Annotated in this window: 24 protein-coding genes and 1 other annotated feature; of the genes, 4 read left to right on the forward strand and 20 right to left on the reverse strand. The window is 29.1% G+C overall.

Features of this window, described 5'->3' with window-relative positions:
* Positions 1 to 35: 35 nt before the first annotated feature.
* The 18 genes from OW763_RS08080 to OW763_RS08165 all read right to left on the reverse strand — a co-directional run bounded on the left by OW763_RS08080 (position 36) and on the right by OW763_RS08165 (position 19,790).
* Positions 36 to 434 carry a hotdog fold domain-containing protein gene (locus OW763_RS08080; protein WP_268040585.1) on the reverse strand — a complete coding sequence of 133 codons (399 nt, stop codon included), beginning with the start codon at positions 432 to 434 and terminating at the stop codon, positions 36 to 38.
* A gap of 75 nt (positions 435 to 509) precedes the next feature.
* On the reverse strand, positions 510 to 941 hold the full coding sequence (locus OW763_RS08085; RefSeq protein ID WP_268040586.1) for a hotdog family protein: 432 nt from the start codon (positions 939 to 941) through the stop codon (positions 510 to 512).
* A gap of 60 nt (positions 942 to 1,001) precedes the next feature.
* A complete protein-coding gene (locus tag OW763_RS08090; protein WP_268040587.1) occupies positions 1,002 to 1,400 on the reverse strand; it encodes a hotdog fold domain-containing protein in 399 nt (132 codons plus the stop codon).
* 485 nt (positions 1,401 to 1,885) lie between these two features.
* Positions 1,886 to 2,032, reverse strand: coding sequence for a hypothetical protein (locus OW763_RS08095; protein ID WP_268040588.1), 147 nt, complete (start codon positions 2,030 to 2,032; stop codon positions 1,886 to 1,888).
* Positions 2,033 to 2,823: 791 nt separating this feature from the next.
* Positions 2,824 to 3,462: a nitroreductase family protein gene (locus OW763_RS08100; protein WP_268040589.1), complete on the reverse strand. Its 639-nt coding sequence runs from the start codon at positions 3,460 to 3,462 to the stop codon at positions 2,824 to 2,826.
* 125 nt (positions 3,463 to 3,587) lie between these two features.
* Positions 3,588 to 4,706, reverse strand: coding sequence for a 4-hydroxybutyrate dehydrogenase (locus tag OW763_RS08105; RefSeq protein WP_268040590.1), 1,119 nt, complete (start codon positions 4,704 to 4,706; stop codon positions 3,588 to 3,590).
* 96 nt (positions 4,707 to 4,802) lie between these two features.
* Positions 4,803 to 6,173 carry an aldehyde dehydrogenase family protein gene (locus OW763_RS08110; RefSeq protein WP_268040591.1) on the reverse strand — a complete coding sequence of 457 codons (1,371 nt, stop codon included), beginning with the start codon at positions 6,171 to 6,173 and terminating at the stop codon, positions 4,803 to 4,805.
* A 105-nt stretch (positions 6,174 to 6,278) separates the two neighbouring features.
* Positions 6,279 to 7,778 (reverse strand): acetyl-CoA hydrolase/transferase family protein, encoded by a 1,500-nt coding sequence (locus tag OW763_RS08115; protein ID WP_268040592.1) that lies wholly within the window; start codon positions 7,776 to 7,778, stop codon positions 6,279 to 6,281.
* A 191-nt stretch (positions 7,779 to 7,969) separates the two neighbouring features.
* The gene (locus tag OW763_RS08120; RefSeq protein ID WP_268040593.1) at positions 7,970 to 9,352 is read right to left on the reverse strand and encodes an aspartate-alanine antiporter-like transporter; all 1,383 of its coding nucleotides are present in this window, start codon (positions 9,350 to 9,352) and stop codon (positions 7,970 to 7,972) included.
* Between the two features lie 132 nt (positions 9,353 to 9,484).
* Entirely contained in the window at positions 9,485 to 10,786 is a 1,302-nt protein-coding gene (locus OW763_RS08125; RefSeq protein ID WP_268040594.1) for an acetyl-CoA hydrolase/transferase family protein, read from the reverse strand.
* Positions 10,787 to 10,953: 167 nt separating this feature from the next.
* Positions 10,954 to 12,405: a 4-hydroxyphenylacetate 3-hydroxylase family protein gene (locus tag OW763_RS08130; protein ID WP_268040595.1), complete on the reverse strand. Its 1,452-nt coding sequence runs from the start codon at positions 12,403 to 12,405 to the stop codon at positions 10,954 to 10,956.
* Between the two features lie 692 nt (positions 12,406 to 13,097).
* Entirely contained in the window at positions 13,098 to 13,379 is a 282-nt protein-coding gene (locus tag OW763_RS08135) for a hypothetical protein (RefSeq protein ID WP_268040596.1), read from the reverse strand.
* Between the two features lie 12 nt (positions 13,380 to 13,391).
* A complete protein-coding gene (locus tag OW763_RS08140) occupies positions 13,392 to 13,679 on the reverse strand; it encodes a NifU family protein (protein WP_268040597.1) in 288 nt (95 codons plus the stop codon).
* A gap of 48 nt (positions 13,680 to 13,727) precedes the next feature.
* The gene (locus OW763_RS08145) at positions 13,728 to 15,032 is read right to left on the reverse strand and encodes an acyl-CoA reductase (protein WP_268040598.1); all 1,305 of its coding nucleotides are present in this window, start codon (positions 15,030 to 15,032) and stop codon (positions 13,728 to 13,730) included.
* Positions 15,029 to 16,141, reverse strand: a complete 1,113-nt coding sequence (locus OW763_RS08150) for a LuxE/PaaK family acyltransferase (protein ID WP_268040599.1) — start codon at positions 16,139 to 16,141, stop codon at positions 15,029 to 15,031. The genes OW763_RS08145 and OW763_RS08150 overlap by 4 nt, the downstream gene beginning before the upstream one ends.
* A gap of 14 nt (positions 16,142 to 16,155) precedes the next feature.
* Complete coding sequence (locus OW763_RS08155; RefSeq protein ID WP_268040600.1) at positions 16,156 to 17,634, reverse strand: AMP-binding protein; 1,479 nt, start codon at positions 17,632 to 17,634, stop codon at positions 16,156 to 16,158.
* Between the two features lies 1 nt (position 17,635).
* Complete coding sequence (locus OW763_RS08160; protein WP_268040601.1) at positions 17,636 to 17,878, reverse strand: acyl carrier protein; 243 nt, start codon at positions 17,876 to 17,878, stop codon at positions 17,636 to 17,638.
* Positions 17,879 to 18,344: 466 nt separating this feature from the next.
* A complete protein-coding gene (locus tag OW763_RS08165; RefSeq protein WP_336296887.1) occupies positions 18,345 to 19,790 on the reverse strand; it encodes a sigma-54 interaction domain-containing protein in 1,446 nt (481 codons plus the stop codon).
* Positions 19,791 to 20,039: 249 nt separating this feature from the next.
* Between OW763_RS08165 and OW763_RS08170 the strand changes: the two genes are divergently transcribed.
* Positions 20,040 to 21,302: a CehA/McbA family metallohydrolase gene (locus OW763_RS08170; protein WP_268040604.1), complete on the forward strand. Its 1,263-nt coding sequence runs from the start codon at positions 20,040 to 20,042 to the stop codon at positions 21,300 to 21,302.
* A 26-nt stretch (positions 21,303 to 21,328) separates the two neighbouring features.
* Here OW763_RS08170 and OW763_RS08175 read toward each other — a convergent pair whose 3' ends face one another.
* Both OW763_RS08175 and OW763_RS08180 read right to left on the reverse strand, forming a co-directional pair.
* Entirely contained in the window at positions 21,329 to 23,815 is a 2,487-nt protein-coding gene (locus OW763_RS08175; protein WP_268040605.1) for an MBL fold metallo-hydrolase, read from the reverse strand.
* Between the two features lie 83 nt (positions 23,816 to 23,898).
* Positions 23,899 to 24,276 (reverse strand): hypothetical protein, encoded by a 378-nt coding sequence (locus OW763_RS08180; protein ID WP_268040606.1) that lies wholly within the window; start codon positions 24,274 to 24,276, stop codon positions 23,899 to 23,901.
* A gap of 302 nt (positions 24,277 to 24,578) precedes the next feature.
* On the opposite strand from OW763_RS08180, the gene OW763_RS08185 reads away from it, so the two are divergent.
* The 3 genes from OW763_RS08185 to OW763_RS08195 all read left to right on the forward strand — a co-directional run bounded on the left by OW763_RS08185 (position 24,579) and on the right by OW763_RS08195 (position 26,541).
* On the forward strand, positions 24,579 to 25,043 hold the full coding sequence (locus tag OW763_RS08185; protein ID WP_268040607.1) for an Lrp/AsnC ligand binding domain-containing protein: 465 nt from the start codon (positions 24,579 to 24,581) through the stop codon (positions 25,041 to 25,043).
* A gap of 249 nt (positions 25,044 to 25,292) precedes the next feature.
* Complete coding sequence (locus tag OW763_RS08190) at positions 25,293 to 25,502, forward strand: DUF378 domain-containing protein (protein WP_268040608.1); 210 nt, start codon at positions 25,293 to 25,295, stop codon at positions 25,500 to 25,502.
* A gap of 94 nt (positions 25,503 to 25,596) precedes the next feature.
* Positions 25,597 to 25,873 (forward strand) — a binding site (T-box leader).
* 143 nt (positions 25,874 to 26,016) lie between these two features.
* The gene (locus OW763_RS08195; protein WP_268040609.1) at positions 26,017 to 26,541 is read left to right on the forward strand and encodes a tryptophan transporter; all 525 of its coding nucleotides are present in this window, start codon (positions 26,017 to 26,019) and stop codon (positions 26,539 to 26,541) included.
* Positions 26,542 to 26,570 lie beyond the last annotated feature (29 nt).

Raw genomic sequence — 26,570 nt, forward strand, 5'->3', positions numbered from 1 at the left:
AACTTCACTTTATGTTAAATTAATTTATTCTTAAATTATTTTGCTGGAACTTCATATATTGCAATTGTTTCAAGAGTCATAACTGGATCTTCATAAACATCTACCGCAGAATTTTGTTTTATAAGACCAGCATTACCAGCTATTTTGAAAGCTCTTAATTGAACTTTTCTTTTATTTCCTTCTACTCCAATTATTCTTCCTGCTACTTCAATGAAATCGCCTGCATAAGTTGGTGCTGTAAAGCTTATTTTTTCATATCCTATGCATTGTCCTTCATTGCCATCATGCATAGCCATTAATTCTGTAGAAACATCTCCCATATATTCTATTGTACGAGAACCATTTACTAATTCTCCTGCATAGTGTGCGTCTGATGAAGACATACGCACACGAATCATAGTTTCATAATTTTTTTCTGGTTTTACAAATGCCATATTTCTTACCCCCTAATATTAAAAATAAAATTGTTTAAACAAGACAAATTAATTTAAATTTATCTACCTATTAAGTTAGTCCCATTTATTTTTCACAACACCCTCTGCTTGGACTCCACGTTGGCAAGGTTTTTTAACTATTAATGTACCTATTCCTTTAGCTACAAGTACTGGTGGTTCTAATATATCCATATCATTTTCTGCTGCTTCTGATTTTCCGTTTCTTCTTGATGGTGTTGCTACTTTATATGTTTTAAATTCACATCTACGAGAACTGTTTCCTAACTTTACAATTTTCCCTCTGCATTCTATATAGTCTCCTTCATATACTGGAGCTAAGAATTCAACATCTTCATATCCTGCAAATAATGATTCATCTCCATCTTGAAGAACACAAAGTTCTGTTCCAACATCTCCATAAATATCTAAATGTATGTTAGGTTGAACAACTCCTCCTAAATAATGTCCTCCATTCATTCTATATCTTAATACAGATTCTCTTACCATTTAAAGGCACCTCCTCAATTTTCTAAACTTCACTTTATGTTAAATTAATTTATTCTTAAATTATTTTGCTGGAACTTCATATATTGCAATTGTTTCAAGAGTCATAACTGGATTTTCATAAACATCTACTGCAGAATTTTGTTTTATAAGACCAGCATTACCAGCTATTTTGAAAGCTCTTAATTGAACTTTTCTTTTATTTCCTTCTACTCCAATTATTCTTCCTGCTACTTCAATGAAATCTCCTGCATAAGTTGGTGCTGTAAAGCTTATTTTTTCATATCCTATGCATTGTCCTTCATTCCCATCATGCATAGCCATTAATTCTGTAGCAACATCTCCCATATACTCTATTGTACGAGAACCATTTACTAATTCTCCTGCATAGTGTGCGTCTGATGAAGACATACGTACACGAATCATAGTTTCATAATTTTTTTCTGGTTTTACAAATGCCATATTTCTTACCCCCTAATGAATATTTATTAGCTTTTTGCACCCCCCTAAACCCGTTAGGATTCAAGGATTTTCAAGTTTTATCAAAAAGGATTTTCCTCACCTAATGTCGAATATATATAGTAACCACAAAATATAAATTCTTGGTGGTATCCTTATGATCAATATTAAAAATCAAATTCATCTTTGTGATATTTAGGATAGTATTTACTTTTTTGATTGATAGTTTTGCAATAAGCTATTAATATTTATCCTAGCACTGAACTCTTAGCTTACATCTTCAAACTTTTCTTATTGACGTTTAGTGATACCTACCTTTTATAACATACGGTTCACAAAATATCCTTTGTATCTCCAAAGCCTTGAAGTTAGTTAAGATACTATCATTATATTTGATACAGTTATTGGATAGTCAACCCTATATTGGATATTTTTTTAACATACATTTACAAATCAACACCTTAACTATACCCCTAGGGTAACGTTAGTTATTTATTGCTTCTTGCATTTATAATTTCGTCAATCATTATTGGAACAACCTTAAATAAGTCTCCATCGATGCCCTCATCTGTACATTCAAAGATTTCAGCTGTTGCATCCTTATTTAATTCAATTATTAATTCTGAATCCTGCATACCTACCTTGTGCTAAATTGCACCAGAGATACCAATATCAACATAAAACTTTGGATGTTACAGTGTTATCTGTTTATCCTATTCCTGTTTTCTCACGATTATAAAGCAACATCAATACTCCTACACAAAGTTATATTCCATCCAGTAACATTATCTGCTAAAAAAGTTGTAAAGAAAGGTCTATTGTATGCGTGTGTTAAATCTAATACTTTTACTCATTCTAATGTTTTATCCATATTAAAAATCACACAATACATTAATAATTAATATTTTTACATCTTATTAGTTATTTCTTTTTACATATAACCAATTTTGTATAATTTCCCATATATATATTATTTTACATTTTTATTCACATTCCTCTTTTATTTTTTATATTTTATATTTATTTAAAACGCTTATAAACTAATTATTACACCTATTTGTCTTTTGTAATTTTTATCTAAAAACTCAAGTTTTTCTGCAAAAATTTTATAACTACAGTTAGAGTTATTACAAAACATTTTTGTATTGTTAAGTTTAATAATAACTTTTTTATCGCCTATCAACATGTCTTGAAAGGTTTTAGTATATTTTGAATGTACTTTAGATGAAGAGTGCCCGCAATATAAAAAAGAACCTATATGTCAGACACTCTAAAAAAGAGTGTCTGACATATAGGTTCTTTTTTATATATAATTATCAGTAAATATGAAGGTCTTTAATATGAGCAAAATCACATTTTCTAAAGAAGTTATTGAAAAAACTAACTCAGAACACTTATGTAAAGCGCATTAGCAAGAAGTCTATAACTACTCTATTACTGTCATTATTTCTTGTATAGGTTTTCTAGGAGGACTTTTAATATCCTTATCTTGAGGAACACCAATTGGAGTTAATGCCATAAGTGAATATCCATCTTTTTTAAATCCTATTGTTTCACTTATCTCTTTTGCTGCATACATAGGTCCTGTTATCCAACATGTTCCATATCCCATATTAGCGGCTGCAATCATTATATTTTCCATAGCTGCTGATACCCCTTGTACTCCTGAAGCTGTATCTAAAAGAGCCTGTAGTTCTTCCTGTGGTGCCCCTGCTAACTTCAATTCATTATAACCAGTTGGTATGTATTCACCTATATAAACTAAAATTATAGTTGGAGCATTTTTAAATGCAAGTTGGTATCTAAGTCCTTTAGTAAATTTTTCTTTAATATTTTTATCTAAAATCTTGTCTGCTACAGCTTTATTTTTTTCTTCCACAGCTTTAGCTATTTTTTCAATTAACTCTTTATTCTTAATTACGACAAAATGCCAATTTTGAACATTCTTTCCTGATGGTGCAAATGATCCTGCTTTTATTATTTCTTTTATATGTTCCATAGGTACTTCGATATCTTGAAATTTTCTAACACTATGTCTATTGTATATAAAACTATTATCAAACATAAATTTCACCTTCTTTTAAATATATTTATACCATAATAATATCAATTAATAAAATAAAAGCAAGGAGCCTTTATTTTAAAGCTTCTTGCCTATTTATTATTTTTTATAATGTTTACAAGAACTTATTAAAATAAGTTCTTGTAAACATTAAGAATATCTTCTCTTGTGAAAGGAACGTAGTTGTTAACTAGAAGTCTTTGTTGCCCAGCTATAACACTGTCAGTGAATCCTTCTATTTCTTCTTCCTTCATTCCGTATTCCTTAAGTGGTTTTCTTGCTAATAGCTTATCAAGAAGATTTGCAAGTTCAGCATATACGTCAACGTCTCCACTTACTCCTAAAATATCAGCTAATACTTTATTTATTTCTTTTATTTTTCCATCTGGGTTCTTTTTGTTGTAAGTCTTGAATACTTCAACAAAGAATTGGTAATTTGCTTCACCATGAGGAACATGATAAACTCCACCTAATGGATATGAAAGCGCATGAACAGCTCCTACTCCAGTATTACCAAAAGCAACACCTGCATAGTTACTTCCAACTACGAAGTCTTCAATTATTTCAGTTCTATATTCTTCGCCTTTTTCTACTACATCCATATATCCTTTAATAATTAATTCTATAGCTTTTACACTGAAAAGTTCTGTATAAGAATTTGATTTTGGTGATACATAAGATTCAATAGCATGAATCAATGCATCTACTGAACTTGTTACAAAGAACTTAAATGGAAGCCCTTTTACTAATTCAGGTATTAATACTGCATGCTCTGGTAATAATTCATCTACAGCAAGACCCATTTTTGTGTGTTTTGATTTTATTTCTGCTATAGAAATATTTGTAACTTCACTACCTGTTCCACAAGTTGTAGGAACTATTATAAGTTCTTTTTCTTTTACTAATGGTACACTTTTTTCAAAGAAATCAACACAGTTTCCTGAATCTTTTAATACTAATAGTTTAGAAATATCTATAATACTTCCCCCACCTATAGCAATTATTCTCTTATAATCTTTTCCTCTTATTTCAGCCATTATAGCATTAATCATTTCGTCTGATGGTTCACCAAACCCAAATTTTTCTTGGAACATGAAATCAGCTTTAAGATCTAACTCTTTCATGAATGGTGTGTAAAGGAATTCGTTTGTAAGTACAAAATCCCCTTCACCTATGTTAAATTCTTTAGCAAACTCAGCAAATGTATTAAACTTATGAAGTTCTGGTTGTATTTTTAGTAATCTCATACTAAGGCCTCCTTAGATATTAACAAATAATTAATTTATACTTATAAGCCGCTTTAAAAAACGGCTTATATTTAAATAGTTAACTTCAGTTTATAATTAAGCCCAAATTTCCTCATCAGTTGGAACCTTAGCATCTTTAATAACCATTCCAATTCTTGAAACGTTTATTAAATGTTTATAATCGAAGTTTTCTGAAATTGCGTTGTTACCCCAAGTTCCACAGCCTAAAGTAGTTGTTGGAGCAAATCCGTTAGTTAATGATCCACCAGCAGTTGTTGATGATGGTGCATTTACAACTAATCTACTTACAGTTAAGTTAATTCCAGCATAGTCAATATGTTCTTGGTTGTTTGAGTGTAAAGCAGCTGAATGTCCTTTTCCTTCTAAATCTAAGTTAGTTTGAGCTATTCTTACACCCTCTTCAAATGTATCGTATTTGAAAGCAGCCATTACTGGGCACATTTTTTCTTTGCAAAGATCATCTTCAGCACCAATTCCACTAGCTTTTAATAATATAACTTTTGTTTCTTGTGGAACTTCTACACCAGCAAGTTCAGCAACTTTTTGTACTGATTGACCAACAACATCTTTGTTAATGTGTCCATCTACAAAGATTACTTTTCTGAACTTATCAACTGCTGCTTCATCATCGATGTAGTACGCACCATTTGCTACAGCTGCAGCTACAACTTCATCATATTTTTCAGCAGGAGCTATTATAGTTTGTTCTCCTGAACAAATTATACCGTTATCAAATTTTCTACCTGCTATTATTTTAGCAGTAGCATCTACAAAATCTACATCTCTATCAATTACAACTTGTACGTTACCAGCTCCAACTCCATATGAAGGTTTTCCACTTGAGTATGCAGCTTTAACAACTCCCATACCACCTGTTGCAACTACTACGTCAACAGCTTTCATAAGTTCGTTAGTTTTTTCTATTGAAGATTCTCTAATAACTTGGATAGCATCTTGTGGGCATTTTACGCCTTGTTCTTTTAATTCTTTCATTATTAATTCTACAGTATATGCACTACATTTTTGTGATCTTGGATGTGGCGCAACAATTATGGCATTTCCACCTTTTAATGCGAACATTGAGTTACACATTGGAGTAACTATTGGGTTTGTAGTTGGTGTAACTGCTCCTACTACTCCTACTGGTTTAGCAACCATAACAAGTCCTTTTGCTTCATCTCTATCTATTATTCCAACACTTTTTTTATCTTTTAAATTGTTCCAAATAGTCTTTGATTTTCCTCTGTTTTTACCAACTTTATCTTCATATACTCCCATTCTTGTTTCTTCCACAGCCATTTCAGCTAATTCTTCTGCATTATCATAAACAGTTTTAGCTATTACTTTAACTATAGCATCCAACTCTTTTTGAGTATATGTTGCTAATTCCTCTTGAGCTTTTTTTGCCTTTTCTACAAGTTCTAAAATAAATTGTTTGTTATCCATTTCAATTCCTCCTGAAGTTTTATAGTTTTATAGTTTTATAGTTTTATATTTATATCAAAGTATTCAAAATTTATAAATACTTTTAGTAATCTTTACACATAATTTTTATTTTTTCATAGTTCCTGTTTTTTGAAATCTTGAATGCCATAAAAGTGCTTCATCTAATATATGTGGTGTATGTTTAGCTCCATTTTCTAAAGCTCTATTATAATAATCTAAAAGCATTGGTTTGTAATCTGGATGAACGCAATTATTAATTATTTCTAGTGCTCTTTCCTTTGGACTTTTTCCTCTTAAATCTGCAACTCCCTGCTCTGTTACTATAACCATAACATCATGTTCAGTATGATCGACATGCGAAACCATAGGAACTATTGATGATATATCTCCATTTTTAGCTGTAGAAGCTGTAGTAAATATTGTAATAGCTCCATTTCTAGCAAAATCTCCTGAACCACCTATACCATTCATCATTTTTGACCCCATTACATGCGTAGAATTAACATTTCCATATATATCCATTTCCAAAGCAGTATTCATTGCTATTATACCAAGCCTTCTAGCAACTTCTGGATTATTGCTTATTTCTTGAGGTCTTAAAATTATTTTATTTTTAAAGAAATCAATTTCTTCCAAAAACTTTTCAAACCCTTCTGGTGATGCACTTATTGATGTAGTTGAAATCAAGTTAGATTTTCCACATCTTAACAATTCCAGCATAGAATCTTGAACAACTTCTGTATAACATGTTAAATTTTCAAATTCTGAATCACACAACCCATAAAGCACTGCATTTGCAACACTTCCCACTCCAGATTGCAATGGCAATAAGTTTTTAGGTAATCTTCCTAATTCAACTTCTTTTCTAAAAAATTTTAATATGTTTTCTGAAATTTTTCTAGCCACTTCATCTGTTGGTGCTAATGATCTTGCTTTATCCTTCATATCAGTTTCAACTATCGCTGCTATTTTATCTAATCCACATTCTATGTAAGTTGTTCCTATTCTCTGTCCTACTTCAGTTAATGGAATAGGTTTTCTACATGGTGGATTCTCATGTATATATATATCTGCCATTCCTTCAAGTTCCATTGGTTTAGCTGTATTAACTTCTACAATAACTTTGTCAGCATTTTTTATAAATGCTGGAGCATTACCAATTGCTGTTGTAGGAATTATGTGTCCATCTTCTGTTATTGCTAAAGCTTCTATTATAGCCACATCAACTTTTGGAAGTACTCCATAATTTAAATATTGAGTTGAATGACTTAAATGCATATCCAAATATTCTACATTACCTGCATTAATTTCTTTTCTTAATTCAGCATTTGTTTGATATGGAAGTCTTTTAGCAATAATTCCTGCCTCTCCCCATGCTCCATCCACTTCTGGTCCTAATGATGCGCCAGAGTATAAAGTTATTTTCATTTTTTTTCCACTTTTCTTAACTCTTTCTGCAAGTGCAAGTGGTACGGCTTTTGGATATCCTGATGGTGTAAAGCCGCTAGCACCTATTACCATTCCATCTTTTATTAAGTTGCTTGCTTCTTCTGCTGACATCATCTTATTAAATAGTTCTTTATTTCTTATTCTATCATTACGCATTTTCCCACTCCTTAATCCAGCTTAACAGGAAATCTATTAAACATAAAATTTTATTTTTGCATGATTTTTATAAAAAATCTTTATATAAAACTCATTCAATACTAAAAATTAATGTTTCAACGTTAATGATTCAACGTTAACATTTTAACATACACTATTATAAGTATTCAACAATTTGAGAAAAAAATCCATTACATTGGCATTTTATGTAGAATTATAGTGAAAATAACCATTCCTAGCAATGCGAATGGATAAGTTGCTCCATATCCAGCTGCTGGATCATCACTGCCTACAGCATCTATAGCAGCTCCAAGTCCAGGTGTAGATGTCATTCCTCCACAGATTGCTCCTGATAGCATTATCCAATTTATCTTAAATACATATCTTCCAACCAATAATCCCAAAAGCATTCCAACAACTCCAACTACTATTGATACTATAGCTAAATACCACCCAGTACCAAGCAAAGAATCAAATACCATAAAACCATATCTAAGCCCTACTATTGCAAGAAAAAATGCAAGTGAAAGTTGTCTAACTACACCAAGAATCTTATTGTTCATTCTAAAATTCAACGGTCCTATTTTTCCTATATGTCCAAGTACTAATGACCCTAATAAAACTCCACCTGTAGACCCTAAACTAAAATCGCCTAATGGTCCCATAGGTATTTTCACTTTTCCTACTGTATATCCCACAAAACAAGCTACTGCAAAACCTGTTAAATCAAATGCTACTTCTTTTATTTCTTTTCCACCTGACTCTCTTTTAGCAGCCTTCATTTCCTCATTAAATTTCCTTTGTTCTTCTTCTACATCTATTCCAAAAATTTTTGGGAAAAAGTTAACCGCAAGTATAACTATTAGAACTCCAAATGGATACCCAATAGCATGTCCTACACCAACACCGCCTTCAGCAGCAGCTATAAATTTTTCTTTTAATTCCGCCGTAAGTTCCTTAGTATTTTCTTTGTTAATTTTTCCTGTTGGATCTAATATTTTAAAAAATTTATCCTTTTCTCCATCAGTCATTAAATCAAATTTTTCTGTCTTTTCCGTAGCATGCCCTTTAGCAGTCTCTAATGCCGCCGCAAGCCCTGGAGAGCTTGTAAGTGCTCCTGTATAAACTCCTGATACTTCATATGGGCTTGATCCGCCACTTAAAAACGTCATTCCATATGTACCTGCAGCTCCAAATAATGTAATTAAGAATCCTAGAATAACGAACTTAGCTCCATATTTTTTTAAAACAGTTCCCATATCTTTTGCAGCCAAAAGTCCAACTGCAGCAACAAATAATACTAAAAACAATATAAAAAAATCTTTAGAAACAATCCCCGCGCTTATCATTTTGTTTGCTGCTTTATATCCCGTTGCTTTTTCACCAGCTTTTATTATTTTATCTCCATATCCATAAACCCACCATCCAATTAAAAGTCCACTAAATAGTGTTCCTGAAACTCCAAAATTAAATTTACCGAATTTTATTTTTCCAAATAAAAGTCCTGTAAAAACAGCCACAAACATCAATATAAATGGATTTGTCAGCCAACCTATCAGGTCAAACTTTATCATCTTCTCGCCTTCTTTCTCTATTGTTTTATATTTAATTATATTTTTTATAGAAATTATAATATATTTTAACTTATTTTATTTAATTTTTGTTATTTTTTTAACATTTCAAAGCAAAAGAAAAGAATATAGCACCTAAAATTTAGCATTAAATCTCTTTTCCCATTCTTTTATAAGTTCTTCTTTAAAATCAGTATGGGCAATATTTATTAAATTTCTTGCTCTATCTTTTAATGTTTTTCCTTTAAGATGAGCAATACCATGCTCCGTTACAATATAATCCACATCATTTCTCGAAGTTGTAACTGCTGCACCTTCATCTAAAAATGGAACAATTCTTGATACTTTTCCTTTTGCTGCGGTTGAAGGTGTAGCTATTATAGATTTACCACCTTTACTCATAGCAGCTCCTCTTACAAAATCAACCTGTCCTCCAACTCCGCTAATTTGTTTGCTACCTATACTTTCTGAACACACTTGTCCCGTTAAGTCAATTTGAACACATGAATTGATAGAAACCAAATTATCATTTTTCATAATAACTCTTGGATCATTTACATAGTCAACTGGATACATTTCTACCATAGGATTATTATCAATAAAATCATATAATTTTTTAGTTCCCATAAGAAATGTTACAATTGTCTTCCCCTGATGAAGAGTTTTCTTCTTATTAGTTATAACTCCAGCTTCAACTAGTTCAACCACTCCATCAGAAATCATTTCAGAGTGTATTCCAAGATCCTTCTTATCTTTAAGAAACAAAAGCACTGCATCTGGAATCGCTCCTATTCCTAGTTGTAATGTATCACCATCATTTATTAATGAAGCACAATTTTCTCCTATAGCCTTTTCAATTTCACCTATTCGAGGTGGTTGAAGTTCAATTATAGGATGTGAAGATTCAACTATATAATCTATGTCAGATACATGTATAAATGCGCTACCCATTGTTCTAGGCATTTGTTTATTTACTTGTGCAATTACTATTTTTGCACACTCAGCTCCTGCCTTTGTATAATCAACTGATACTCCTAAACTGCAATTACCATGTTCATCTGGTGAACTAACTTGAACCAAAGCAACATCTACTGGCATATATCCTTCTTTAAATAATTTTGGTACTTCATGAAAGAAACAAGTAGTGAAATCCGCTCTACCTGCATTAACTGCTTCTCTAGTACTTCCACCTACGAACACAGCATTATGTCTAAAATGTTTTTCCATTTCAGGTTTTACATATTCACTTCCACCCATGGCTACCATATGCACTATTTCTACATCAGAATAATTTTCTCTATTTTCTACCATTGCTTCTATTAAAGTTACGGGTTCTGCACAAGCATGTCCTACTACTACTCTATCTCCTGATTTTATATGAGATACAGCTTCTTTAGCATCAACTACCTTACTTTTATAAAGGTCTTTCCAGTTCACTTGTTCATCCTCCTTCAATATCATTCTAACTATATATTTTATCAAACATATCTATATAATCATTAAAACACCTTATGTAAATATATAAAATTAATATTAAATAATTCCTTTTACTAATTATTAAAATCTTTTTTAAATTTAAGGGAGATAAATTCTCCCTTAAATTATTATTTTACTCTAGCTATAGCCTTTGCTAATTTTTTCTTATGAGCTAAGTTACCTTGTCTTGCTATCATTACTCTTTGTGCTTGTGGTGAACCTGCTCCATGCATTGATTCTGTTCTATATCCTACTGCTGCTGTTCCAAGAGCTAAGTTTTCTATTAACCTTAATACTCTCATTCTATTTTCTGTTGAAACTTTTTCAACACCTCTTAGGTATTTTTCAACATAGTGTCCTACTTCTTCACTTCTGAAATCTTTTTCTGATGGCATAGTTACCATTAATCCACCTGCTATATCTTCTGCAAGTCTTACTATTTCATATGGGAATCTTGTTACATTTTGTTTACATACATTTGCAAGTAATAAATCTATTAAGTAGTTTCCTGATTCTGTTTTATGTCCTTCTGCTGAACATGCTATTCCACACGCATATAATGTTTCATTTAAGTGTGTCATTTCTATTAATTTATCCTTTATGTGTGTTGCTTTAGCAGCTCCATTATAATCTGCAGCTAATGCAGCAGCTCCTATTAATACATCCCCAACTCCAACTTTACATCCACCATAACTTTGTCTATGGTATCCTGCAAATCTTTCAACTAACATTCCTGCAAATTCAGTTTCTCCATTTAAGAATATTTTTTCATTTGGTACAAAAACATCATCAAACACAACTAATGCTTCTTGTCCACCAAAATTATAATTTCCTACATCTAAATCAGCACCATTTTCGCTCTTTCTTGTATCGCAAGATTGACGTCCCATTATAATAGTTATACCTTCAGCATCTGTTGGAACTACGAAAGATATTGCATAATCCTTATCTTCTGGTCTCATAGCTATAGTAGGCATTACTAAAATTTCATGTGAATTTGTAATACCTGTTTGGTGTGCTTTTGCTCCCCTAACCACAACACCATCTTCTCTTCTCTCTACAACTCTTAAGTATAAATCCGGATCTGCTTGTTTACTTGGTGACAATCCTCTATCGCCTTTAGGATCTGTCATTGCTCCATCTATTGTTAAATCATTTTTTTGTACGTGTTCAATAAACTTCTTAAATCTTTCATGGTAGTTTGTACCATATGCTTTATCTATTTCATAAGTTGTACTATATTCTGAATTGAAAGCATCCATCCCAACACATCTTTGAAAACAAGCTGCTGTTTTTTGTCCTAATAATCGTTGCATTTTTACTTTTTTAACCAAATCACTTGTGTTTTGATGAATATTTGTGAAACGATTAACTTTTTCACCTGTTAAATGTGAAGTAGCAGTCATTAAATCTTCATATTCTTCCATTTGAGCTAAATCATAAGTCATCTTAACCGAATTCATTGATGGACGCAATATTGGATGATCTACTACATTCTCTATTATTTCTCCAAACATATAAACCTTTAAATTAAGCTTTCTAAGACTTTCTACATATTGTTCTCCTGTCATTAATGCCATTTCAAACATCCCTTTCATAAAATATATTTTCATTAACTTTTTTCAAAGTATTACATATAATTTTTATATTGTTTGTATTTTCACAAACTTATATCGCAACATTTATGCCAAATTTAAAAATTTATATAAAAAAAATAATAAAACAGGTGTTTTTTTTACAGCACTCCTTATTTCATGCACTTTTAACTATGTATTTTTTATTTTAAATTATATATTACCTTAATCGTTTTTTAATAATAAGAATAATAACATTAGCTTATTATTAAAATAATTATGAATTCTGTTCTATTTTTGCAACAATATTTGATATTTTTTTAACATACTTTAGACATGAAACCTTCCACCCCTCCACAACATAGAATAAAACAAACTCAAAGGTATAGCTTTGTTGCAAAAATGGAACAAGTTCCATTTTTGCAACATCTTTTTCCTATATTCCTATAAAATTAAACTTTTTTATATTTTTTTCTTATAAATAGTACCTTGAATCTTCTTTTTGGCTATATCTTAAGTTTATTCTGACTCTAAAAAATTTTGGAAGTAGTGAACAATAAATCTCATATTTAACCATACAATTTAAAAGTTTTAAAATTCTCTAATTTATATAAAAAAATTAATCCTAGCAAAATTTTACTTTACCAGAATTAACCTATTAAATTTATTAGCCATAACCCTTAGTCCTATTATAAATTTTATTTACTATCTAATCTATTGATCTTATTAACTAAATTTGTAATTTTATAATAATCATCATCAGAAGAAATTTGTATTTTACCATATAATGATTTAAGATTTTCATGTTCAGCACAACAACTTGCACAACCATATAAAACTACAACTACATCATACACACTATTTTCATTTGCTGACATTATTTCATATTCATCTCCAAATTCTTTTTTAAATCTAAAGATAATTCCTTTTCTATCGTACCTCGGATTACATCCACCACAATATTTAACTCCAATTTTCACAAAATCACCTTATTATTTATTCTTTTTTAATATTTTTCTAGCAAAACCTAAAAGTTCTTCACTAATTACACTGCTAAGTTCAACTTTTTTGATTTCAGGAATTTCTGCTTTTAAAGCAGTTTCTATTATTTCTTCAACTGTATACTTTGCAGATGGACATCCACTACATTTACCTAAAAGCTGAATTTCAACTATACCATCTTCAATATTTTCAACTTTTACATTTCCATAATGACTCTCAAGGTAGGGTCTTACCTTTTCATCGAGTACCTTTTCTACTAATTCTAACTTAATAGACATACTTCCACTCCATTCTATATATTTTATGAGAGGTAATTTCCACCCTTATTAAATCATTCCTTTAATATTAAGTGAACACCATCTAACAAGCTCATTTAGTACTAAACTGCCATCCCAAGGGAAATCATATAAATTCATGAATCCTATTTTTGTTACCCTATCAACACCCGATTTAGTTACACAATCTGCAAATTTTATAACTTTTTCTTTATCCTTTGATGCTATTCCAACACATTGGATTTTATTTGTAATCAATTTTACAACTTCAAATATATTATCTACTTCTTTTACAAAAATAGTTCTCCCATGAACAGGTTCTTCTAATCTAACGTCTTTATCTATGAGAATAGTATATTCAAGCCCTTTACTGCTATAAAAAGTCTTGTCTAAACTCAAGCCATACTCTCCTCTTTTATTTATTATCTTAGCAGCTATATACTGTTCTATACCATTTTCTATATATCTTTTACTCATTTTCTGAAAAATCTTTGATAACCTGTATCCTACTTTTTCAATAGGTACAAAGCTTTTTTCAACAAATAGTACTTGTGGTGAAGAACAAGCCTTCTGATCAAAAGCAACTATATCCGATACCAGGTTTTCCAAATATCTATCAAAATCACAGCTTTCCACTGCTGTTTTATCAAAAACTGCAAAAGAATACTTAGGTCCAAAAACTAAATCTTTACACGTCGTCTTTTTAGGTAAACAAGCAATCGAATCCACAGCATCTTTTCCACCCCATATTACTCTAGCATCAGCTTGAAGAGACATTAGAGAATTCTGTTTTTTATCTCCACTGTCAAAATATATAATACATATATTTTTTAATAAGGTTTCAGAAGAATATATTTTACCTTCAAAGTCAATTTCAATATCATCAAGAATGTTTAATAATTTAATAACATCTTTTATACTGTTTCGAGGAACTCTAAGCAAATTTGAATTTTTACACAACATAGCTTGAAAAGCTGAATATATAGCTAATGTGGGTACATTACCAGCTACCCAATGGCACACCATTCCTCTTGCCTGAGCTTTTATATACTTTTCATCATCAACTTCTAAAAACTTGTCTAAATATTCTTCTTTTCCTAAACTTACATTTAATAATTTTTTTATATTATTTTTTTTTAAATAAAAAGAAAGGAAAGGCACTCCTTGAATTTTTAAAATTTCTCTATTAGAAGAAAGTTTTTTGCTGTACTCATGCATGATAAGTACAATTGCTTCTACAGGCATAGAAGATAATATTTTTCTATTATCTTTTAAGTTAATAGTTATCTCATCAAAACTATTAATTTTTAGTCCATTTTTATAGAACTGACCATTAAATGCATAACATTCAATCATAATCTATTCTCCTTTTCAGCAAAAGTATCTCCACATCCTCTTATCTCTGCTTTTTCTACTCTAGATTTAAATTTAAAATATTTGCCTTTTCTTCCACATTTACAATCATCAGTTCCTACAAATTCGCCTATATCCTCTGTTAAAATAGCTTGTGCTGGATAACTTGATGCTAAAATACTCATAACTTCTATAAGTCCTGTTTCACCTGTTTTAACTTCTTCTAAAGTTAATAAATCTCTTATTATAACTTCTGCAAAGTCAGGAACATGCTTGTACCCACATTCACAATCTATAAATACAACTCCCACCTGTTCTACCATTCCATAGAAATCTATTATATTATTCGGATTTGTATTAAAAATTTCTGCAACTGTCTTAGAAAACTCTTCTTTATTTACTTTTTCTGAAGTAAGTTTTTTCCATCCACCACTATGCAGAAGTTTAATATTAGGCATATTTAATCTTATGCCGTTTTCTTTTAATACTTTTACAAACTTAGACCATACAATATAAGTAAACCCATATACTAATATTTCACTATCCTTATATTTTTGTTCAAATTCCCTAAGTCTTTCTAAGTTTATTTTTAGCTCTTCTCCTTGTTTATCCATAACATAGTTTATTTTATTTGCAAACGTACTTACCCCTCTTACAGCAGCCCCTCTAGCACTCATAGTTGCAGATTTTTTATTTATATCCTCGCTGTCTATTATAAGCATAGGTCTTCTTTTTGTACCTAGAAAGCTTTTTAATGTAGCAATAAGCCCTTGCGATTGACGAACGGAGGTTTTTCTGTCCAAATATATCTTACTTGGATTACCTGTAGTTGTAGCACTTGAATTTAGTGTTCTAATTACTTTTTCATCATCACAAGTTTTAAGTTCAAAATACTTAAACATATTTACAGGTATAAAAGGTACTTTTTCTACTGTTTCTATTTCATCAACATTAAAATCTAACTTATCGTATAAACTCTTTATATTTAAGTTCTTCATATTTTCTTTTAATTGCGGTTTCATAACTTGAAGAAATAGCTTTTCCTTTTCTTTCTGTACTCTTTCAAATTGTTCTCCTAATATAATATCATCCATTAAATTTAAGTCTTCCATTAAATTCACCTATTTCATATACTTATTTTTTCCATTTCTTTAAGTTTGTGAATTAAAATCTTTCCAGAAGAATTTTTAGGCAATTTCTTTAAAAACTCTATATATTTAGGAACTTTATATGAAGCAAGTCTATCTCTACAAAAATCCCTTATATATTTAGTATCCATATTTATGCTATCACTTTTTAATACTACAAAACTTTTAATAGCTTCTCCTAAAAGTTCATCATATACACCAATAACAGCACATTCAACAACATCAGGAATTTGTACAATTACATCTTCAATTTCTTTAGGACTTGTTCTATTTCCACCACTTTTTATAATATTTTTTTCTCTGGAAACTATATATATATACCCATCTTCATCTATTGTAGCCAAATCTCCTGTATATAGATACCCATTTCTAAGAACCTCGTCTGTTTCTTCTTTGCTGTTAAAGTATCCCTTCATTATATTTTTTCCTTTAGCCACAACTTCTCCTACTTTTCCTGGTTTTACAGGTAATCCTTCTTTATTTAAAACCTTAAGTTCCGTCCCAGGAATACCTTTTCCTATAGATCCAATTTTTTCTTTAATATCGCATGGTGCCAAATAGGATAATCTAGACGTAGCTTCTGTTTGTCCATACATTATATAGATTTGAGTACCTTTTAATGTATCCATAAGCTCTTCTATAAATACATTTGCTAGTTTTCCTCCCGCTTGAGTTATATATCTTAAAGAAGGTAATTTACATTTTTTCAAATTAGTCATTCTTAATAAGATTTGATAGGTACTTGGAACCCCAGCAAAGCTTGTGCATTTATATTTATTTATATCTTCTATTACCGTTTGAGGAAACATAAATCTGTTATTTAACACAAGACTTCCCCCAACCTTAAAATGAGTGTGCAATAGAGAAGTACCATAGCAATAATAAAAAGGCAATACCACTTCCGCTCTTTCACTTTCTGTGAGCTTTAAATATTCTATTATAGAATTTGTATTATGCTTCAAATTACCATGAGTGAGCATTACTCCTTTAGGTTTTGAAGTAGAACCAGATGTAAATATCATTACCGCAGTATCATTTTCACTTATTATTTGATAATCTTCATCCTGCATATATGGTAAGTCCTCTATTTCATTTTCCGTATAAATTTCTACTTCACTGGAAATAACCTTTTCTATCTTTTTTTTATATTTTTCCTGAATAAATACTAATTTTATATCTAAACAATCCATAATATATTTTATCTCTTGACTACTTATAGATGGATTCACTGGTACACAGATACTTCCACTTTTAATAATCCCAAAATAGCATTGAATAAAAAAACTAGAATTCTCAGAAATAAGAAGTATACTATCCCCTTTAGTATTTTTTAATGCAGCTTTTACTTTCTCTACCTGACTATATATATCCTTATAAGACATTTCTTTTCCATCTATTATCACAGCCGTTTTATCTAATCTACTTGAAGTTTCAAAGATATAATCTGTAAAGGTCATATTATATCTCAACATCATACTTTTTAAGAATTTTTTTAATATCACCTATAGTATACATTCTTGATACATCAATAACATCCATTGCTATTTCAAATTCTTCTTCAAATGCTGTTATCATCTCTACATGAGCCATAGAATCCCAACCTTCTATATCGTCCGGACCTAACTCATCACTTATATTTTCTACATTTTTTATATGAAAAGAATCACAAATAATTTCATTTATTTTTTCTAAGTTACTCATTTTAATTCCTCCTAATCATCTATGTTTAATATTTAATATTTATATTTGTTATTATTTTAACAAGCAATTTTCATGCCATAATTACTTATATTAAATTTTTCATTGAAAATCTTAATATTATTCTATAGAATCCATAATAAATCACACTGCATCATCAAATTAAACTTCTGAATAGTAAAAATACGTTCATATAACAAATAAACATTGTTGCATTTTTGCAACAATGTTTCATATTATAAGTTATATAAATATACCAAAATCTAAATTGATATTTAGATTTTTTACCTAAAACACAATAAAAATAATTTGATTAAAATTTTGTATCAGTAAAGCAAACTTCACTATTCATTATCATATGTATGTTGTTTAAAATCTTTTTTTTAAATTCTAAATTTATAATTTAATCAGTATTATATAATTAAATTGCAAAAATGCAACACGTTGCATTTTTGCAATTTCAAAGTTATTATTTTTGGGAAGAATATTTTTGCAAATATTTTTTTCTCTTTCTTACAAATGTAGATGCATTTATTCCTAACACCTTAGCTGCAGCTCTTACATTTCCATATTTTTCGTAAGATTTCATAATGAGTTCATACTCTAAACTTTCAACTCCTTCTTTTAGTGGAATAATATCGTCATTTGCTTTTATTAAGTTTTTATTATTTAAAGACATAATTTTGTCGGGTAAATCATTTAAACATATTTTGCCCTCACTATTCATAACCACAAGCCTTTCTACAATGTTTTTAAGTTCCCTTACATTTCCTGGCCAATTGTATTCATAAAGGCATTTTAAAGCATCAGATGTAAAAGAAACATTTAAATCATATCTCTTATTAAAATTAGCCAAAAAATGTTTGATAAGAGGTACTATGTCATGTTTTCTTTCTCTAAGTGGACATATATTGATAGGAACTACATTTAACCTATAATAAAGATCTTCTCTAAAACTTTTCTCTTTTACCATCTTTTCTAAATCGCGATTTGTTGCTGCTAAAATTCTAACATCAACTTTTATAGGTTTTATTCCCCCAATTCTTGTTATCTCATTTTTCTGAAGCACCCTAAGAAGCTTAACCTGCATCTCTAGTGGAATTTCTCCAACTTCATCTAAAAATAAAGTTCCTCCATCTGCAACTTCAAAAAGTCCCATTTTTCCACTTTTACCAGCTCCAGTAAAAGCGCCTTTTTCATATCCAAAAAGCTCTGCTTCAATAAGAGTTTCTGGAATAGCTCCACAATTTATCTCTAAAAACTGTTTGTCTTTTCTGTTACTATTTTTATGTATAAATTTGGCAATTTCTTCTTTTCCAACTCCTGTTTCTCCAAGAATCAATACCGTAGTATCCACTTTAGCAACTTTATTTCCAAGCTGTATAGTTTCAAGCATTCTATGATCTTTAGCTACAATATCTGTTGAGTTTAAAATTTTAGCTCGCATTTCTTCAATTTCATAATAATATTTTTTAGCAAGTTTCTTGTTTTTTTCAAGTTGTTCTTTCAAATCTAAAAGAGCTGTAACATCTCTAATATTTGTTACTACAAGAAATATTTTACCTTTTTCATTAAATATGGGACTAGAAGATGCCATAACTTTTTTGCCAGTTTTAAATTCTTGCTGTATTGTCACACTTTTCCCCTGTTTTAATGCAAGCAAAGTAGCTGATTGTGAAATATACCCTTCTTTTTCTAATTCTTTCATATTCTTTTCTAATAAATCGTCTCTTTTTAAGCCTGTTATTTCTTCATATGACTTATTTATTTTTAAAGTATTGGCATTTCCATCTGTAACATATATTCCATCATAAGAAGATTCAATAATAGAATCTAATTGGTCATAAGTAAGATGATAGTTTTTATCATTATTTAAAGTATTGTTTAATGATAGGTTTTGTCTTTTAGTTCTCATTACATCCTCTATTTTCAAATTTGCATTCCTCCACTATTTATAATCTTAACACTTATCTTAATTATATTATTAAACCTTCGTGTTTATATAATTTTTACAAAACAGTCTCTATAAATAAAGCTCTTTGAAAATAACATCACATATACATTATAACATGTTGTACATAAAAAATATTATCATCATACACTAATACATTAATATATAAATACTATAAATATTAGGATAGATTCCTTATAAGGAGATCATACAATGTATAAAGATATAATTATAGTAAATCCAAAAAACAAATCATCAACATATGATTGTTCACCAGAAATATCCCTTATATTATTGCCCCATAAGTCTATTAATAATATAATCAATGCTAAAATGTATTTAGATAATAAAAAAGTTAATTGCAAGATTGCACAAAATAAAATAAGCTATACTCCTTTTCAAAAACTTCATAGTGGAAATCATCATATTAAAATATCAATCCTTGATTCCTATGGAAATACAACTAAAATGAAATGGTCCTTTAAAATAAAAAAAAATAGATTAGCGTATGAAAAATACAACTTCTATTATGGTATACCTCATGCTCATACTTCTTACTCTACAGGTAGAGGAACTCCTTTAGAAGCTTTTAAATACGCTTATAAAAGAGGGCTGGATTTTTTAATCATAACTGATCATTCTAAAAGTCTAGGCAAAAAAATAACCTATAACTCAAAACAAAGGTCTAAATGGCACGCAACCGAAGAACAAACAATTAAATTCATTAAGAAAGGCAAGCATTTTCTTTCTTTACGAGGATTTGAAGTTTCATCTAATCATTATGGTGATTTTAATGTTATTAATAGCGCTAATTTTGTAAAATCTAAAGTCAAAGATTTCGATAAATTCAACCACTGGTTGGAAGATGAAAAATCTGCTATAGTTTCTATAAATCACCCACACAAATATATAGAATCTTTTAAATTCCACAAAGGATTAGATAAATTTATTAATTTTATTGAAGTAGGAAACGGTTCACCGCCTTACAAATATCTTAATGGTGAAAAATATTATTATAAACTTTTAGATAAAGGTTGGCATTTAGGAGCAATTAATGGACAAGACAATCACAGAGCTAACTGGGGTGATACCGATAATTTAACTGTAGTTGTATCAAAATCTTTAAGAGAACAAGATTTTATGGAAGCATTTAAAAACAGAAGAACTTATTCATCAGAAACCAGAACATTAAAACTAAGCATTCTAGTAAACAATTGCCATATGGGAAGTATAATTAAAACTAATAGTACTAGAGAGTTAAAATTCAATATTATTGCAGAAGACAAAAAAAACCCTATAAACAAGATTGAAATCATATCTAATGGGGGCGAAATTATAAAAGAAAAGATTTTCAACACGCAAACTAAAGCTGCATGGAATACATCTCTTCCTTATATAAGTGAAAAATGGTATGTAATTAAAATAATCCATAAAAACAACAAATGTGGAATAGCTTCTGCTGTATTTACTGAATAATATAAGAATATTGCATCGCAATATTCTTATATTATGAGTTTGCATCCAGTTTCATAATTAAACGATTCTTTAACCTTATGAAACTTTTCTTCATCTATATTATCAGATTTTATTGTTACACATAAATTAGTAGGATTAAAAGAAGGGTTCTTTTTTAGTTTTATCCCTACTTCACTGCACAATCTAATGGCTAAATTAATAATTGCATTTTGATTAACAGCTTTGGAAATAGAAATAGCCCATCCAATTTCTTTAGATAATAATTTTATATTATCCATATATCTTTTTCCTATAATTGGTGATATAAATGATAATTCAATATATTTTCCATGACAATTTGATTTTATACTTTTTTTGTATGGCTTAAATTCCTTATTCGTAAATACATTATCTATTAAATTCAACGCTGTATTTTGCTCCATTTTATCTTTATTATCATTTACAATAAATAAATCTTTATCCTGTATTTCATTTTTCTCACCAGCTTGGTTAATTTCTAATGACAAACCTGTTACCTTTTTAAACTTTTCTTTTTCATCTTTTAATTTATATGTAGAATTAAGTATAACCTTAATATTTTCTTGTTGAATATTATAGGATATCTTTTTTATATCAGCTTCTTTTAATAATGATCTTATAATATTTTCTGCAGCATTAATATTTGTTGACTCATTAATCTTGATATTCCAAGAGGTTTGCTCTTTAAATTCTTTCATTTTTTCATATATAGAATCAGCTATAACCTTGGGAAAATCAAAATTTAATATTGCTGTTTTATCGTTAATTTTAAGCCCCGCTTTTTTATATCCATATTCATCAAACAACTCTGACATAATATCATTTATTTCATTTTGTTTTAACTCCCTTGGACTTAAAGCTTCTTCTACTTTTTCTTTAGTTTGTGCTTTAAACATAAACAATCTTTGTATATCACTTTCAAAATAAATAGAACCTACGATTAATTTTTGAATATCTTTTAAATCTTCCCATTCATTCTTTTGTTCTCCATACCATATATACACAAGTTCTTCTATCGTAAATAATTTTCCCTCATAATTCTCTCTTACATAGTTCCAAAGCTTATCAACATTGTATCTATTTAGCTGTTCATTACTACTTAGTACATAAGAAAACTGTCTTTTCAATTGCTTTCTTTTATTTCTAATATCTATATCAAAAACCTCACCACTTTTTGGTGCATATATTCTACTTCTCACCTCTCCAATAAGTTCTCCTGCTAATCTTTTCACTACTTTTTCATCTCCATGCACCAAAAAAGTATTTTTAGGTGTTAATCTATCTATAATAGATTTTATCTCTCCTTTATCTGCATGTGCAGACAACCCAACAAGTTGAATATCACATCTAACAGGCATGCTTCTTCCATTAATTTCTAAAATTCTATCTTCTTTATTCTTTTCTAATAAATTAAGAAGTTTTCTTCCTGGAGCTTCTTCATCTTGATATCCTGTTATCACTATATAGTTATTCTCTCCTGCTGCTAATTTTTCTGCATATAATTGACTAGGACCTCCCGTTAACATTCCTGAACTAGAAACTATGATACAAGATTCTTTTGCCTCTATTATATTTTCTCTTTCTTTTTTATTGCTTATAGCCTTTATATAATCATCATAAAAAGGTTCTATCCCTCTTAAAATCTTCTTTCCTAAACTATTTTTCAAATATAGTGGATTATGTTTATAAGCAGCATTTATGTTTTTAACCATTCCATCAACATATACATTAACCTTTTTTAAGCTTCCCTTATTCATAGCTTTTTTTAATATTAATATTATTTCTTGTGCTCTTCCTAACGCAAAAGCTGGTATAATCATCTTTCCTTCTTTATCAATACATTTATTAGCTATTTCTATAAGTCTTTGTTCTTCTATTTCTCTATTTGAATGAAGTTTATCACCATAAGTCGATTCAAATATTCCTATATCAGGTCTTAATCTAGGCAATTTAGCTCCTTCAACACTTTTTTGTGAAAAAACAGAAAAATCGCCCGAATAAAAAACCGCTCCTTCTTTTGTTTTTAAATATACACAACTCGCTCCTGCAATATGTCCTGCATTGTATAAAGTAAGCTTTATATCCTCTAATATTTCAAATTCTACTTCATAATTTATGGTAAATACTCTATTAAGCATATTTTCAACATCAATTTCTGCATAAAGAGGAATTTCAGCCTCTCTATTGTTCATTATTTTTAGACTATCATATAAAAGTACTCTAACCAAATCTTTAGTCATATTATTCATATATATTTTAGCATTAGGATATTCTTTACTTATTATAGGCAGTGTTCCTATATGGTCTAAATGAGCATGACTTATTACTATAGCATCAACGCCACCATACTCTTGAATTGTTCTAAAATCAGGTAAAGGATCTTTAGAATTGCCTTGTCTTATTCCACAATCCATTAATATATTTTCATCATTAGTCTTCAACAATACACAGCTAGCACCAACTTCACAGGCTCCTCCTAAAAACATAATTTTCATATATTCACCTCATAATATTAAATTTAATTTTCATATCTCTAAAAAAAACAGCAAAACCTTATTTCATATTTTGCTGTTTAAGTTTATTTTCTTTTTTTCTTCTTTTTTTCTTCTAATATTTCCATATCAGTATTGTTTTTTATTCTATTAGGTTTTGCTTTAGCCTTTATTACTTCATTTTTATCATTTGATAAACGTCTTCTTTTTCCCCATCCCATCAAATCCATAAACCACATAAATAAAACTATAAATACAGCTGATTGCGCATACTGTAAAAACCTATTAGGTACTTTATTAGCCCAAAATATACTAGGTACAATAAATACTATAATAGCAATAGAAAGAACCACCCATTTATTAATTTTTATTTTGTCTAAAACATAAGCTTTAAGAACATTATAAACAAGCAAAACTATAATAACCAACACTAACATTTCTAAAAATACTTTCGCAAAATTCATTACGCTTCCTCCTCTTATTTTGTCATCCATTACTATATTATACTTTTATATATGTACATTTTTCAAGTTATTAGTTGATATTTTTATAAAATATACCTATAATATTAATTATTAGTGTTTATAAAACATTTTTCATTATTTTTTATCTTCCGTTAATTATTTTTGATTTATTAAATATCATTGATAAATTTCAGGTTTCGTGAAAATAAATATAAATATACTTATAATATATTATTAATTATTTCTTCATAAAAAATTTTCATATAATGTTATTAAACATTATATATTCCGAGGTGACTTCTATGAATTTAAAAATAAATGGGCTCGATGATTTAGATCTTCAAATTTTAGAAATATTAATAAAGGATTCTAGAACTCCTTATTTAGAAATAGCAAGAAAATGCCACGTAAGTGGCGGCACTATTCATGTTAGAATGAAAAAGATGGAAGACCTAGGTATAATCCAAGGAACTAAACTTATTTTGGATAACTCAAAATTAGGTTATGATGTATGTTGCTTTGTTGGTATATACTTGAATAAAGCTTCCTCTTATAATAAAGTTTTAGAAGAATTAGAAACAATAAAAGAAATTGTAGAACTTCATTATACAACAGGTCAATATTCTGTTTTTGCAAAGGTTATTTGTAAAAGTATTTCTGACCTTCAAAATTTACTTGTAAATAAAATTCAGGTTATCCCTGAAATTCAAAGAACAGATACATTTATATCTTTATCACAACCAATAGATAGAAACATTCAATTATAAAATAGGACTTTACATATTACTATCTAAAAATGTAAATTTATTATGAAACACTAAAAATTTAAGTTTTAAATTTCCCATTTATAATCAGTATTAATATTTATTAATACTGATTTTTTATTTTATTATAATAACTTTACATCATATATTTTTCTATATTTCTAATATTTATTTATTTTTCACTAATATTTTTTATGAAATTGCAAATAATAAATTTTGTAAGACATATATTCATAAAGGAGATGTAATTTTATGAAAACATTAGATATTTTCGCTCTTATATTAGTTATAATTGGGGCTGTAAATTGGGGATTAATTGGTTTCTTTAGATTTGACCTTGTTGCCGCTTTATTTGGCGAAATGTCAACATTTAGTAGAATAGTTTATGCTCTAGTTGGTATTGCTGGTCTTTATTCTATTTCTTTCTTAGGAAAAAATAGAGAAGTCAGAGAAGAAAAATAATTTTGAAAATAACTCTCATATAAAAGAGAGTTATTTTATTTTTTTGTTGACTTTATAAAGTTATTATATTAAAATATATTTAAAATACTTTTTAATAAAATCATTGATCAGGAAGAGTAGTTATTAGATTTAGTCACAGAGAATTGGGGATGGTGGAAACCCAATACGATATCTTATAGTGAATGGACCTGCTAGATGTAAACCGAAATCTGAATTTTAAATTTAGAGATTAGTCTTTACCGTGTTTCGCACGTTACAGCGATAGGATATGTTAGTATCTGAAGTGAGAGATGTTTAAATACCATATAATTTAATAGTTATATGTTTTAAACATAATTTAGGTGGCAACGCGGATAATCTCCGTCCTATTTATTAGGACGGAGTTTTTTTATTATTTAAAAATAATATTAATAAAAGGTGGTGAGTTAATATGTCATGAAATGATGATCTATGTGACTGGTGTATATCAAAAAATAATTTAAACTATATTTATTTAAAAAGGAGTAGATTTATTATGAATTCAAATTTAAAAAAAGGTATTATTAACTCATTACTTTTAGGGATAGGACTTATCCTACATCAAATATCCCCCCCAATATTATCTGTAAAGCCGGATTTCATGCTTGCAATGATGTTTATAATAATAGTTTTAAATAAAGATTACAAGACCACTTTAATTACAGGAATTACATGTGGAATTCTAACCGCACTTACTACCGGCTTTCCTGGAGGACAGTTACCTAATATAATCGATAAAATCATAACAGCTAATTTAATGTATTTCATGTTTTTACCTTTACGTAATAGAATGAGTAATCAACTTAAAATTATATTATCTTCTTCTGTAGGAACACTAATTAGCGGATTTATATTTTTATTTTCAGCATCAATTTTAGTAGGACTTCCAGGTTCTGTTTCTTTATCCACACTATTTATCGCTGTAGTTGTACCAGCAGCTCTAGTAAATGCTATAGCTGGAACAGTTATATTTAATGCTATACAAGTATCTTTTAAACGTTCAAATATCAATATTTTCTAATTACTTTATATATAAAACGAGGGGGCTAT

This window comes from Clostridium aestuarii (genome assembly GCF_026735135.1).
GTDB classification, from domain to species: Bacteria; Bacillota; Clostridia; order Clostridiales; family Clostridiaceae; genus Clostridium_H; species Clostridium_H aestuarii.

What these genes read in the sequence shown, in the direction of transcription:
- OW763_RS08080 (WP_268040585.1), bottom strand. Translation starts at nt 434, where the DNA reads ATGGCATTTGTAAAACCAGAAAAAAATTATGAAACTATGATTCGTGTG.
- OW763_RS08085 (WP_268040586.1), bottom strand. Translation starts at nt 941, where the DNA reads ATGGTAAGAGAATCTGTATTAAGATATAGAATGAATGGAGGACATTAT.
- OW763_RS08090 (WP_268040587.1), bottom strand. Translation starts at nt 1,400, where the DNA reads ATGGCATTTGTAAAACCAGAAAAAAATTATGAAACTATGATTCGTGTA.
- OW763_RS08095 (WP_268040588.1), bottom strand. Translation starts at nt 2,032, where the DNA reads ATGCAGGATTCAGAATTAATAATTGAATTAAATAAGGATGCAACAGCT.
- OW763_RS08100 (WP_268040589.1), bottom strand. Translation starts at nt 3,462, where the DNA reads ATGTTTGATAATAGTTTTATATACAATAGACATAGTGTTAGAAAATTT.
- OW763_RS08105 (WP_268040590.1), bottom strand. Translation starts at nt 4,706, where the DNA reads ATGAGATTACTAAAAATACAACCAGAACTTCATAAGTTTAATACATTT.
- OW763_RS08110 (WP_268040591.1), bottom strand. Translation starts at nt 6,173, where the DNA reads ATGGATAACAAACAATTTATTTTAGAACTTGTAGAAAAGGCAAAAAAA.
- OW763_RS08115 (WP_268040592.1), bottom strand. Translation starts at nt 7,778, where the DNA reads ATGCGTAATGATAGAATAAGAAATAAAGAACTATTTAATAAGATGATG.
- OW763_RS08120 (WP_268040593.1), bottom strand. Translation starts at nt 9,352, where the DNA reads ATGATAAAGTTTGACCTGATAGGTTGGCTGACAAATCCATTTATATTG.
- OW763_RS08130 (WP_268040595.1), bottom strand. Translation starts at nt 12,405, where the DNA reads ATGGCATTAATGACAGGAGAACAATATGTAGAAAGTCTTAGAAAGCTT.
- OW763_RS08140 (WP_268040597.1), bottom strand. Translation starts at nt 13,679, where the DNA reads ATGTCTATTAAGTTAGAATTAGTAGAAAAGGTACTCGATGAAAAGGTA.
- OW763_RS08145 (WP_268040598.1), bottom strand. Translation starts at nt 15,032, where the DNA reads ATGATTGAATGTTATGCATTTAATGGTCAGTTCTATAAAAATGGACTA.
- OW763_RS08150 (WP_268040599.1), bottom strand. Translation starts at nt 16,141, where the DNA reads ATGGAAGACTTAAATTTAATGGATGATATTATATTAGGAGAACAATTT.
- OW763_RS08155 (WP_268040600.1), bottom strand. Translation starts at nt 17,634, where the DNA reads ATGACCTTTACAGATTATATCTTTGAAACTTCAAGTAGATTAGATAAA.
- OW763_RS08160 (WP_268040601.1), bottom strand. Translation starts at nt 17,878, where the DNA reads ATGAGTAACTTAGAAAAAATAAATGAAATTATTTGTGATTCTTTTCAT.
- OW763_RS08165 (WP_336296887.1), bottom strand. Translation starts at nt 19,790, where the DNA reads ATGAGAACTAAAAGACAAAACCTATCATTAAACAATACTTTAAATAAT.
- OW763_RS08170 (WP_268040604.1), top strand. Translation starts at nt 20,040, where the DNA reads ATGTATAAAGATATAATTATAGTAAATCCAAAAAACAAATCATCAACA.
- OW763_RS08175 (WP_268040605.1), bottom strand. Translation starts at nt 23,815, where the DNA reads ATGAAAATTATGTTTTTAGGAGGAGCCTGTGAAGTTGGTGCTAGCTGT.
- OW763_RS08180 (WP_268040606.1), bottom strand. Translation starts at nt 24,276, where the DNA reads ATGAATTTTGCGAAAGTATTTTTAGAAATGTTAGTGTTGGTTATTATA.
- OW763_RS08185 (WP_268040607.1), top strand. Translation starts at nt 24,579, where the DNA reads ATGAATTTAAAAATAAATGGGCTCGATGATTTAGATCTTCAAATTTTA.
- OW763_RS08190 (WP_268040608.1), top strand. Translation starts at nt 25,293, where the DNA reads ATGAAAACATTAGATATTTTCGCTCTTATATTAGTTATAATTGGGGCT.
- OW763_RS08195 (WP_268040609.1), top strand. Translation starts at nt 26,017, where the DNA reads ATGAATTCAAATTTAAAAAAAGGTATTATTAACTCATTACTTTTAGGG.